At 70.4% G+C, this 11,408-nt stretch carries 10 protein-coding genes; 2 read left to right on the top strand and 8 right to left on the bottom strand.

Features of this window, described 5'->3' with window-relative positions:
* Window positions 1–136 precede the first annotated feature (136 nt).
* Window positions 137–952, bottom strand: a complete 816-nt coding sequence (locus ACFXI4_RS06020; protein WP_384988505.1) for an endo alpha-1,4 polygalactosaminidase — start codon at window positions 950–952, stop codon at window positions 137–139.
* A 479-nt stretch (window positions 953–1,431) separates the two neighbouring features.
* Here ACFXI4_RS06020 and ACFXI4_RS06015 point away from each other — a divergent pair, with 479 nt between their 5' ends.
* Window positions 1,432–2,667, top strand: coding sequence for a Gfo/Idh/MocA family protein (locus ACFXI4_RS06015; protein WP_384988503.1), 1,236 nt, complete (start codon window positions 1,432–1,434; stop codon window positions 2,665–2,667).
* A 47-nt stretch (window positions 2,668–2,714) separates the two neighbouring features.
* Here ACFXI4_RS06015 and ACFXI4_RS06010 read toward each other — a convergent pair whose 3' ends face one another.
* The 7 genes from ACFXI4_RS06010 to ACFXI4_RS05980 all read right to left on the bottom strand — a co-directional run bounded on the left by ACFXI4_RS06010 (window position 2,715) and on the right by ACFXI4_RS05980 (window position 10,395).
* Entirely contained in the window at window positions 2,715–3,155 is a 441-nt protein-coding gene (locus ACFXI4_RS06010) for a cupin domain-containing protein (RefSeq protein WP_384988502.1), read from the bottom strand.
* Between the two features lie 86 nt (window positions 3,156–3,241).
* Window positions 3,242–4,750, bottom strand: a complete 1,509-nt coding sequence (locus ACFXI4_RS06005; RefSeq protein WP_384988500.1) for a CoA-acylating methylmalonate-semialdehyde dehydrogenase — start codon at window positions 4,748–4,750, stop codon at window positions 3,242–3,244.
* Between the two features lie 313 nt (window positions 4,751–5,063).
* The gene (locus ACFXI4_RS06000) at window positions 5,064–5,912 is read right to left on the bottom strand and encodes a ketose-bisphosphate aldolase (RefSeq protein WP_384988499.1); all 849 of its coding nucleotides are present in this window, start codon (window positions 5,910–5,912) and stop codon (window positions 5,064–5,066) included.
* A 66-nt stretch (window positions 5,913–5,978) separates the two neighbouring features.
* Window positions 5,979–6,902, bottom strand: a complete 924-nt coding sequence (locus ACFXI4_RS05995; protein WP_362716955.1) for a DMT family transporter — start codon at window positions 6,900–6,902, stop codon at window positions 5,979–5,981.
* Window positions 6,895–7,899: an N-acetylglucosamine kinase gene (locus ACFXI4_RS05990; RefSeq protein WP_384988497.1), complete on the bottom strand. Its 1,005-nt coding sequence runs from the start codon at window positions 7,897–7,899 to the stop codon at window positions 6,895–6,897. The genes ACFXI4_RS05995 and ACFXI4_RS05990 overlap by 8 nt, the downstream gene beginning before the upstream one ends.
* A gap of 34 nt (window positions 7,900–7,933) precedes the next feature.
* Entirely contained in the window at window positions 7,934–9,106 is a 1,173-nt protein-coding gene (locus ACFXI4_RS05985; protein ID WP_384988495.1) for an SIS domain-containing protein, read from the bottom strand.
* Window positions 9,103–10,395 carry a D-tagatose-bisphosphate aldolase, class II, non-catalytic subunit gene (locus ACFXI4_RS05980; protein ID WP_384988493.1) on the bottom strand — a complete coding sequence of 431 codons (1,293 nt, stop codon included), beginning with the start codon at window positions 10,393–10,395 and terminating at the stop codon, window positions 9,103–9,105. The genes ACFXI4_RS05985 and ACFXI4_RS05980 overlap by 4 nt, the downstream gene beginning before the upstream one ends.
* 149 nt (window positions 10,396–10,544) lie before the next feature.
* Here ACFXI4_RS05980 and ACFXI4_RS05975 point away from each other — a divergent pair, with 149 nt between their 5' ends.
* A complete protein-coding gene (locus tag ACFXI4_RS05975) occupies window positions 10,545–11,339 on the top strand; it encodes a GntR family transcriptional regulator (RefSeq protein ID WP_384988492.1) in 795 nt (264 codons plus the stop codon).
* Window positions 11,340–11,408: the final 69 nt, after the last annotated feature.

Here is an 11,408-nt window from a genome sequence, read left to right as displayed (position 1 = left end):
GTTTGGGGGGATCTTTTTTTTTTTTTTCCGCCCGCGCCCGCCCCCGGGGGGGCGTGTGTCCGGGCGCCCCCCCCCCCCCCCCGCACGACACGTGTTTGAGGATCCGTCCGGGGGTGTGATCGGCGCGGGACGCGCCTCAGCAGGTCTTGCGGACGTATCCGCTGCTGCCGGCCGGTGAGACGTCCACGTCGCGCTGGACGATGCTCAGCGTGCCGCCCCATCCCTTGCAGGCCTTCGTCCTGCCGGAGTTGGTGTACTCGATCACGATCACGTTGTTGCCGAAGGCGCTGGTGTAGTCGCCGCACTCGTCGTACTGGCCGCACTCCTCGGCCACGGCGAAGTCGAGGCCGTTGGCGGTGCGGTTGCCGGCCAGCTCGGGGGTGTTCTTCTGGGCGATGGCCAGTCCGTCCGCGTGGGCGCGGGCGGAGAGCAGCTTGATGAACGCCTGAGCGTTGTTCGCCGTCAGGAGGTTTCCGGAGCGGGTGTAGCTGTCGTAGTTGTCGGGCTCGACGGCCTGGAAGCCCTTGTCCCGGCAGCCGTCGATCTGGGACCCGATCTGGGCGGCGATCCGCTGGCGCTTGGCGTCCGTGCCGACGTCGAGGAGTGCCTCGCCCCAGTCCTTGTCGTAGACGACCTTGCCCGCGGAGTCGCGAAGCAGCAGGTCCGACGCCCACTCGCCCTCGGCACCCGGCTGCGCCTGGAAGGCGTTCACGTAGCAGATGTTGTACAGGCCGCCGGCCGGGGACGCGGTGTGGTCACGGGTGACGACCTTGACGCCGGAGGGGGGCGTGTAGGCGCCACCGATCTGGTAGTCGAAGCCCGCGTGCGTGGGCGGCGGGGATACGGTCGCCGCCTGCGTCGAGGGCGCCCCGACGAGCAGAGCGCCGGTCAGTGCGGCCGCGCCGATGACGGTGATGGTGAGTTTGGCCGTGGTGGTGTTCAGGTGGCTCATGCGGTGAGCTCCAGGGGAAGCGGGCACGTCCCCGCCTCGGACGTGTGGGGTGTCCTGGCGACTTGGGCCGGGCTTGCGGCGCGGGGCCTGCATACCGGCTGGGCGTGCCTCTCGACGCGGAGCGTGGCTCCGGTGTAGTCCGGGAGTAAAGCGATCGCCTGTGACGATGTCAATGGGTTCCGAAGTCCCTTGTTTCCAGCACGAGTTGGATGGTCACGTCGGCGGAGCGTGACAACCGGCGGCTGGGCACGGCGGAGAGCGGGCGGCGCGTCGACGACGCGTCCCAGCGGAGAAGGTGCTCGAAACTGCTTGATGTAAGCGTTGATTGAGCACCTTCGAGCATCTAAGGTCGTCGGTGTAACGGTCGGCCGAGGGTGCGGTGTCCGCCCCGGCTGATTCGTGACGCGTCCGTACCGCGCACAGGCCCGTGACGTCCAGGCGTCGGCCACGTCTCCCCGCTCGCGACGAAGGGATGCTTCATGACCAACCAGCCGGCCGCGCGGGAACTGCGCGTCGGTGTCGTCGGCACGGGCCAGCGAGCCGGGCTGGCCGTCCTGGCCCAGCGGCCCGGCTCGGCCCGCGTGGTCTCCTGCGCGGATCCGGCCGAACGCGGACGCACGGACGCACGGACGCTTTTCGGGGTCGAAGCCCACGTCCACGAGCGCTACGAGGACATGCTCACGGACGACCTGGACGCCGTCTTCGTCCTCACCCCGGACGACCTCCACACCGCGCCGGCCCTGTACTTCCTCGAAGCGGGCGTCGCCGTGTTCGTCGAGAAGCCGCTGGCCGTCGACCTCGACGACTGCGACAGGGTCCTGGCCGCCGCGGCCCGCACCGGTACCCGGCTCTACGTCGGACACAACCTCCGTCATCTGCCGGTCCTGCGCACCATGCGCGAACTCGTCGACGAAGGGGCGATCGGAACCGTGCGGGCGGTGTGGTGCCGGCACTTCGTCGGCCACGGCGGCGACTACTACTTCAAGGACTGGCATGCCGAACGCGCCCGGACCACCGGCCTGTTGCTGCAGAAGGGCGCGCACGACCTGGACGCGATCCACTGGCTGGCGGGCGGCTACGCCCGTACGGTGACCGCGCTGGGCGACCTGTCCGTCTACGGAGCCGGCCCGCACCGCCGGACCCGGCCCCAGGGCTCGGAGCGGGTGCAGGACTGGTTCGACGAGGGCATCTGGCCGCCGTCGGCGCTCCGTGATCTCAACCCCGTCATCGACGTGGAGGACATCAGCATGGTGCTGGCCCGCCTCGACAACGGAGTGCTCACCAGCTACCAGCAATGCCACTTCACTCCCGACTACTGGCGCAACTACACCGTCATCGGCGACGAGGGCCGTATCGAGAACCTCGGGGACGGCGTCCAGGGCGATGCCCCGTTGATCAAGGTGTGGAACCGGCGCCGTTCCGGCTACCGGCCGGAGGCCGATCTGACCGTGCCCCCCACCGAGGCGGCCGGTGGCGCGCACGGAGGCGCGGACCAGGCCCTCGTCGACGAGTTCCTGCGTTTCGTCGCTGACGGCGGCGCGACCGAGACGTCGCCCGTCGCCGCCCGCGAGGCCGTCGCGACCGGCATCGCGGCCACCGCGTCCCTGCGTTCGGGTGGCACCCCGGTCGAGGTCCCCGCCCTCGCTCCGCACCTGGCCGACTACTTCGCACGCCACCAGCCCGGTTCCCGCGACCCGGTCTCCCGGACCACCTGAACCCTCCTGCGCGTGTGACATCCGGGACATGGTGCGGTGAAGGCGAGTCACCGAGACGGCCTCGACCGCCGGTCGGGGATGCTCTCGACGTGCACGTCGTAGCGGTCCTGTTCGGGGATCAGCGACTCCGCCTCACCACGGCTGATGGCCGCCAACTGCGCGAAGCAGCCGAACCGTTCGATGCCGGGGCTGAGTACGACGACCATGTCGGCCACGGTGTCCTCGGCCGCGCCGAACACGTGGGGGAGGTGGGGCGGTATCACGACGAGACCGCCCTTCCCCACCGTGGTCAGCGTGTCGCCCAGGCGGAAGAGGGCCGGCCCGTCGAGTACGTGGAAGAGCTCGTGGGAGAGCTTGTGGTGGTGCGGTGGTGCTCCGTCCGCGCCGGTCGCCGGTGTCAGCCGGCTGACGCTGACCGCGCCTCCGTCGGCGAGCAGTTCGAACCCGCCGTTCTTGAGCAGCGCCCCGGCCGTGTCGCCGGGTTGCACCGCCGGGGCAGGGCTCGTGGAGTTATCGGTGGCTCCTTCGAACCGGAATCGGGGAGGGGCACGACAGGGCGTTCGTGTTCGGCGGGTCAGCGCGCGGCGGGAAAGCCCAGGTCCGGGCCGGCAGCGGCTTCCGCGGGCTCGGGCCAGCGGCTCGTGATGACCTTGCCGCGGGTGTAGAAGTGCACCGCTTCGCTGCCGTACATGCGGTGGTCGCCGAAGGCCGAGTCCTTCCAGCCACCGAAGGAGTGGTAGCCCACCGGCACCGGCATCGGCACGTTCACGCCGACCATGCCGGTCTCGACCTCCAGCTGGAACCGTCGGGCGGCGCCTCCGTCCCGGGTGAAGACCGAGCTGGCGTTGCCGAACGGTGAGCCGTTGACGATGCGCATGGCCTCCTCGTAGGTCGCGGCGCGGACCACGCACAGCACGGGGCCGAAGATCTCGTTGCGGTAGGCGTCCGAGTCGGTGGCGACCCTGTCGAGCAGCGAGACGCCCATCCAGAACCCGTTCTCGAAGCCCTCGACGGTGAAGTCCCTTCCGTCGAGCACCACATCGGCTCCCTGCGCGGACGCGCTCGCGACGTAGTCCGCGACCTCGTCGCGGTGCGCCCTGGTGACCAGGGGACCCATCTCGGACGCCGGGTCACTGCCCGGGCCGATCGTGACCTTCCTGGCCCGGTCGGCGATCCGCGACACCAGTTCGTCGCCCGCCGACCCGACCGCGACCACCACGGAGACGGCCATGCAGCGCTGCCCCGCGGAGCCGTAGGCCGCCGTGACGGCCGCTTCCGCGGCGGCGTCGAGGTCGGCGTCGGGCAGTACCAGCATGTGGTTCTTGGCCCCGCCCAGCGCCTGAACCCGCTTGCCGGCCGCGGACGCCCTGGTGTAGACGTGACGGGCGACCGGCGTGGAACCCACGAACGACACTGCGGCCACGTCCGGGTGGTCGAGCAGTGCGTTCACCGCGGTCTCGTCGCCGTGCACGATGTTGAGCACGCCGTCGGGCAGACCGGCCTCGGCCGCGAGCTCGGCGAGCAGCATGGACGCGGACGGGGCCTTGCTGCTCGGCTTGTGGACGAACGTGTTCCCACAGGCGATCGCCATCGGGAACATCCACATGCTGATCATCGCGGGAAAGTTGAACGGAGAGACGCCGACGATCACCCCGAGCGGCTGGCGGATGGAGGCCACGTCGACACGGCTCGACGCCTCGGTCGACATGTCGCCCTTGAGGGCCGTGCCGAGTCCACAGGCCAGTTCGACGATCTCCAGCCCACGGGCCACCTCGCCCAGCGCGTCCGCGTGAACCTTGCCCTGCTCGGCGGTGATCAGCGCCGCGAGGTCGTCGCGGCGTGCGTGCAGCAACTCGCGGTAGCGGAAGAGGACGGCGGTCCGCTGAGCGAGCGAGGAGCGGCTCCAGGCCGTGTAGGCCTCCTTCGCCGCGGCGACCGCGGCGTCGACCTCGTCGGCACCGGCAAGCGCGACCTGGGCGGTCACCTCGCCGGTCGCGGGGTCGGTCACCGAGCCCCAGGTGCCGGAGACACGGGCGGCGGCGTCGAAGGGCCTGCCCCCGATCCAATGGGTGACGGTCTTCATCGGCGGAACTCCTCCAAGCTGACGGCGGCTGTTGGTGAGGCCCATGTGCTTCACCTCACGTGCCTCGACCTCGGCCGGGCTGTCCGCGGTCCGGTCACGGACCCACTTCCCACGCCCGGCGGAGCGGGGCTGCTGACGTCGAAGCTACGTCGCGGACCGGCCCGATCCCGCGCTTCGGGGTCCCACGGCCCGAAGTGCCTGTGTCGGGTCCCGAACTGTCGTGGGGCAGGTCACTCGGAGGTCGTTCCAGGGGCGGCTGTGAAGGCCGCGGAGCGCCGGCACCGGTCGGTGGCCGGGACGGCGCCGGTGGCCGTCAGTGCGCCAGCATCGTGAGCGTGGTGTGTACGGTCGCCGCCACGGCGTCCCGGGCCGGACCCAGGTACTTGCGCGGGTCGGTCAGCGCCGGCATCGCGTCCAGCGTGTCACGCACGACCCGGGTCAGGGATATGTTGAGCGCCGTCCCTATGTTGATCTTCACGATGCCGGCGCGGACCGCGGAACGGAGTTCGCCGTCGGGAACCCCGGAGGAGCCGTGCAGCACCAGGGGGACCGGAACCGCTTCCCGGAGTCGTTCGATGAGCGCGTGATCCAGCGTCGCCGACCGCTCGGTCATGGCATGGCTGCTGCCCACCGCGACCGCCAGGGCGTCCACGCCCGTACGTGCCACGTACTCGGCGGCCTCCGACGGGTCCGTGCGTACGCCGGCGGTGTGCGCGCTCGCGGGGGAGTCCGGCTTGCCGCCCACATATCCCAGTTCGGCTTCCAGCCAGAGCCCCGCGTCGTGAGCCCATCGTGCCGCCGAAGCGGTGGCGGAGACGTTCTCGTCGTAGGGCAGGGCCCCGGCGTCGAACATCACGGAGGAGAAACCGCAGTCGGCCGCCTGGTGCAACAGGTCCACGTCGGTCACGTGGTCGAGGTGCAGAGCGATCTCCACCGTGCTCGACCGGGCCATCGAGGCCGCCGCCAGGGCGAGCGGAGGGAGCTGGCCCCTGTGATACCGCACGGCGTTCTCGCTGATCTGCAGGATCACGGGCCGCTCCGCCGCCTCGGCGCCGGTGATGATTCCCTCGGCGTGCTCCAGGGTGATGACGTTGAAAGCGGTGACGCTACGGCGCTCGGTCGCGGCGTGTGCGACCAACTCGCCGGTGGGGGCCAAAGGCATGGGTGTGCTCCTCGCGCGGGGCTGTCTGAGCCTGCGGTGTCCGTGTACGGCGGCAGAGCCGGCTGCCTACGGGCCTGCCAGCGGTGCCGAGGGAACCCGGGGCTCGGGCACCTCTTCGCGCTTCTCGTCGGCGTACACCATCAGAGTGGATCCGCCGAGGGCGAGGACGATGCCGATGGTCCCCCAGATCGTCGGCAGGGTCTGGTAGATGACCAGTGACAGCACGATGGTGAGGACGGGCGCCAGGGCGTTGGTGACCGGTGCGACGACGCTGGCCTTGCCGCGGCTGAGCGCCATGACGAGGAACAACGCGCCCACGGCGTTGAGGACCTGGGTGCCGGCGGTGAGTGCCGGAGCCTGCCACGGTGCGTCGGGCAGCCCACCCATCATGAGGACGGCCACGGGGACGAGCAGCAGACCGCTGATGGTCATCCACCCGAACGTGGTCGCGTCGTTGACGTCCGCGAGGGCGGCCTTGCGCATGAAGAACGCCTGCGCGCCCCAGGCCACGCAGATGAGGATGGACAGCAGCAGCCAGGACCCGGTGTCGGCCGAGCCGTGGTCGCCCGCGGGGATGCTGATGAGCACGATCGCTATCAGCGCGGCGACCACCCCGATGACGGCGAGCTTTCCGATCCGTTCCCTGAGCAGAGCCACGGCCATCAGGACGGTGATCACGGGGGAGAGCGAGACCACCGGGAAGATCAGATAGGCGGGGCCGTCGGACAGCGCCTGGAACAGCAGGAGTTGACCGCCCGCACCGGTGAGTCCCGCCGCGAGCCCGTAGACCGCGGCGATCGGCCGCCGGTCGAACCGCTCCCGGCGCAGCGCGACCACCGCCGGCAGGAGCATGGTGAACGCCCAGATGACGTAGATCATCTCGTTCGGATAGCCGTAACGCTCGGTGGGCTGGCTCGAGAACGCTCCCCAGACGCCCCAGAACAGGACGAGCAGACCGGCGTACAGGATCCAGTTTCGTTGGTCACGCATGGTGGTTCTCCGTAGTGGTCATCCGCGAGGTGGAGCGCAGGGCGGCGAGCGCCGGAGCGTCGAGGGGGGTTCCGGCGAGTTTCGCCGCGTAGATGGCCGCGCCGACCATCGGCTCGAACAGCGGCCGGCGCAGTTCGTAGTGGGCCGTGCCGCTGCGGAGTTCGGTGGTGAACGCGTCGAGTACGGCGGCCGACTGGAAGACGCCGCCCGAATAGGACACGGGGACGGGTTCGGTCTCGGCGAAGCCCAGCCGGCGGCGCGCACTGTCCACCAGCAGGGCCAGTTCCTGTCCGGCCTGGGTGAGGACGGCGGCGGCCTGCGCGTCGCCCAGCCCGGCCGCCTCGACCACGAGGGGACTCAGCGAGGCGATCTCGCTGCGGTGTCCCTGCCACCGGTTGAGTACGACGTCGATCACTTCGAGGTCGGTGGTCAGATCGAGGTGGCGGCGCAGGAGTTCGGCGAGCGGGCCCTCGGGCAGCCGGCCGTCGCTCATCCGGGAGAACACGTTCAGTGCGCGGGCGGCGATCCAGTACGCCGATCCCTCGTCGCTGAACAGTTCGCTCCAGCCTCCGGTGCGTACGCCGCGGCCCTGCCGCTCGCCGTAGGTCATCGAGCCGGTGCCGCTGATGACGTTGATGCCGTCCACCGCGCCCAGCGATCCGGCCCAGCCGCAGATCATGTCGTTGTCGCACGCGTAGCGCCGGTGTCCCAGCACCTGGCCGGGGACGGCGTCCAGCGCGGCGATGTCGCCGGGGACCTCCCCGTACCCGGGCAGGCCCAGGAACGCGTAGGCGATGTCCGCGGGCGTGATGCCCGCGCCCTCCGTCACGGCCCGGATGCCCTCGCGCAGAACCTGCGCGACGTGCTCGACGCCCCCGGTGCCGTTGTCCGCGAAGTAGTAGGCACCATCCGCGACGGCTCGGGCCCTGATGACGCCCGCACCGTCGATGAGGCAGAAGGCCGTCTTGGTGCCTCCGCCGTCCACACCCAGAAACATCGTTGTTCCTCCGCTCGGCTTTGTCTGAACGCTGTCAGGCGACGTCGTCGCGTCGCTGGGGGAGCGGATGCACGGTCACGCCCTGCACCACGCGGTTCACCTCTCCGGAGGGGAACGGGTTGTCGGGCCGGATGCCTTGGTGCAGGGACGCGCGCAGCGCTACCAACTGCGCGCACAGCACCGCGGGAAGGGCGAGTACGGCGTCGTCGGCATCGGCGAGCCCGGGGAGCAGCCAGGTGCCGTCGCCGGACAGTCCGTCGCGTGACGCGGAGACGGCGACGACGCTGCCCTGCGGCAGCCCCGCGCGCAGTTCGGCGAGGATGTCGAGGTCGTAGCGGCGCGTGTAGGGGTCGTTCGACACGTAGACGACGACGGCCGTGCGGTCGTTCAGCACGGACTTGGGGCCGTGGCGGAAGCCGAGTGAGGACTCCGAGGAGGCCACGAGCGCGCCTCCGGTCAGCTCCAGCAGCTTCAGGGCGGACTCCTGGGCCAGCCCCTTGAGCGCGCTGCTGCTGCCCAGGTACACCAGCCGTTCGGGTTCGCGGGCCAGCAGCTCCTCGATCTGCGGGCCGAGGCCGCCCGCGGTGATGTGCTCGGCCGCGGCGGCGGGCGCCTCGATGGCGTCCGGGGTGAGCGCCCCCAGGGCGAGCAGGGACGCCAGGAGCATGCCGGTGAAGCTCGACGTCATGGCGAAGCCCTGGTCGTTCGACGCGGCGGGCATGAGCAGGACGTGGGAGGAGGCGCTCTCGCCGTGGAGGCGTGCCAGCTGCCCGGCGCTGTTGCAGGTGATGACGAGGTGGTGCACGTGTGTCAGGACCTGGTCCGCCAGCCGGGTCGCCGCGACACTCTCGGGGCTGTCCCCGGACCGGGCGAACGAGACGAGCAGTGTGAGGACGTCGTCGGGGAACGACGCGTGGGGGTCGGCGACGATGTCGGTGGTGGAAACGGCATCGGTGCGTCGGCCGGTGGCGCGGGCGACCGCGGCCCGGACGACTTCTCCGGCGAAGGCCGAGGTACCGGCTCCGGTGAGGACGATCCGCAGGCCCTCGTCGGCGAGCAGGGGTGCGAGGAAGGCGTCCAGGGACTCGCGTTCACCGGCGACGATCGCCCCGACCTCGCGCCACACGTCGGGCTGTTGGACGATCTCGGCGGTGGTGTGGTCGGCCCCGCGGTCCTGAGGCGCCAGGTCCTGGGTGGAGGTCTTCACGCGTACTCCTTCTCATGGGTTCGGCATGCACGGTCGTAGTCGCGCAGGACGTCACGGACGCGGTCGACCACGAGGTCCCGCGGTGTCGCGGACAGATCCCCGGTCCGGACGCGCTGGTACTGGTTGGGCAGGTGGGCGCTCAGCAGGGGAAGGGGGATGCCGGGGGCTGAGAGGTTGGTGAACAGCCGCTCCTGGGCGGCGGCGATCTCAGGGTCGGGCCAGTAGTAACGCATGCGGTCGCTGTAGCTGTAGCGCCTGGCCAGCCGCTGATCGTCGGCGTCGCCCCCGTAGTAGCCCTGCCACCAGGAGGGTTCGTCGCGCATGCGCCGGTCGACCACCTCGCTCAGCCGGGACCGGGATGCGGCCGGGATGAGTTCGTCCTCGATCTCGGCCAGCGCGAACAGGGCCTCACGCAGGGCGAACGTCAGTCCGGGGCCCACCTTGAGCACTGCCCAGTGGTCCGCCACCAGGCCGGCCAGTCCGTCCGCCGTCTGGTAGTCCGTCGAGTGGGCCTCGAAGACCATGCCGGGTTCGTCGGCGAGGACCGTGCGCAGCTCGGACGTCCGCTCACGCCGGTAGTCGAACACCTGAAGGTGATCGAACTCCACGCCGGGCTGTACGACCAGGGCCATGACGCGAGGCCATGCCCCGGCCACACCATGCCTGTCGAACGCGCGCCGGTTGTGCTCCAGCGTCAGGCGTGCCGCCTCCGGACTGGTGGCGGCCATGCCTTCCAGCGTCTCGTGCGCACCTCCAGGCACCGGAACCTCGGTTCCGATGACATAGCGGAGGGCGTCCGCGGAGTCGCCCGCGGCGGCCTCGGCCACCCGTACCAGGCGTGCGGTGCGCTCGGCGACCAGCTCGTCGGTCAGCGGAGCGGCGTCGTCGGCGCAGGAGAAACTGCAGTCCAGGTGGATCTTCGTGAAGCCGGCCCGGACGTACGCCGCGACGAGCAGGTCCGCTTCGGCCATCGCTTCCCGCGAGGGCAGCGAACGCCACCGGTTGGGTCCCAGGTGGTCTCCGCCCAGAACGACCCGGTCCAGCGGCAGCCCGTGCTCGGCGGCGATGCCGTGCACCAGTTCGCGGAAGTCGTCGGGCCGCATGCCGGTGTAGCCGCCGTACTGGTCCACCTGGTTGGAGGTCGCCTCGACGAGGACGGTGCCTCCCGACGCGAGGGATTGGCGGACCGCTGCCTCGATGACCAGCGGATGGGCCGAGCAGACGGAGGTGATGCCGTGCGGTTCGCCGGCCTTCTGGCGGCGGACCACTTCATCCAAGGGGTTCCACATGATCGCTCCAGGGTTCACCGAAGGGCGTCAGCCGCATCTGTCGGTGCGCCTTCGGAAACGTGACTGGAACGGTACTGGTCTCGCGGGTGGTCGTCAACGGTCTGCTTTTGGTATTGAACTGGCCTACCTGAAACTGGTATACATCTGGTATGTCTTCTACGGATCGTGGTCTCCCTCAAGGGCTGCTGAGCGGAGACGCTCTGCCGCTGTACACCCAGGTCGCCGGACGCCTCCTGGACGACATCGCCGAGAAAGGTGCCCGACCGGGAGACCGGCTGCCGTCGGAGCGGGCGCTGGCCACCCGGTACGGCGTCTCGCGGGTCACCCTTCGCTCCGCCCTGAACGAGCTCGCGGAGCGCGCGGTCATCGAGTCCTCGCCGGCCCGCGGATGGTTCCTGGCCGAAGGCTACGAACGAGTTGCCCCCGCACCTCTTTCGCCGTCACCGGGTCCGGCGGCGGCCCAGTCGGTGCAGGGCTTCGCCGACTACGCCGAACAGCAGGGACTGCGGCTCCGCGACTCGGTCCTGGAGACCAGGGTCCGGCCCGCCACGGTCCAGGAGTCCGAACAGCTGAGGGTCGGCCCGGGGGCCTCGCTCTTCGAGATGCGCCGACTGCGCTACCTGGACGACATCGTCGTGGTGCTGGAGCACAACCGGCTGCCCCTCGCCCTGTGCCCGAAGCTGGCCGAGACGGACTTCACCAAGGACACGCTCTTCGCCACACTCCGCCGCGCCGATCCGCCTCAACTGCCCAAGGTCGCCGACTACTCCGTGGAGGCCCGGCATCCGACGACGGAGGAACGGCGACTGCTGGAAATCACGGACGCGACTCCGGTGCTCGTCGCCACCCAGCTCGCCTTCAACCAGAACGGGCAGCCCCTTGAACTCACGGCGGCCGCGTACCGCGGTGACCGGTACCACTTCCGGGCCTCCATCACGGGGTGAGCGTGTCGGGAGGGGCGGCCGGTTCGCCGGTCGGAAGTCCGACGACCGGCGGTACGTCCACAGCGGCCA

The organism is Streptomyces sp. NPDC059224 (genome assembly GCF_042754285.1).
Classification (GTDB): domain Bacteria; phylum Actinomycetota; class Actinomycetes; order Streptomycetales; family Streptomycetaceae; genus Streptomyces.
Note: the sequence above shows the minus strand (reverse complement) of the source record. Positions and strands in the feature narration are given on the sequence as shown.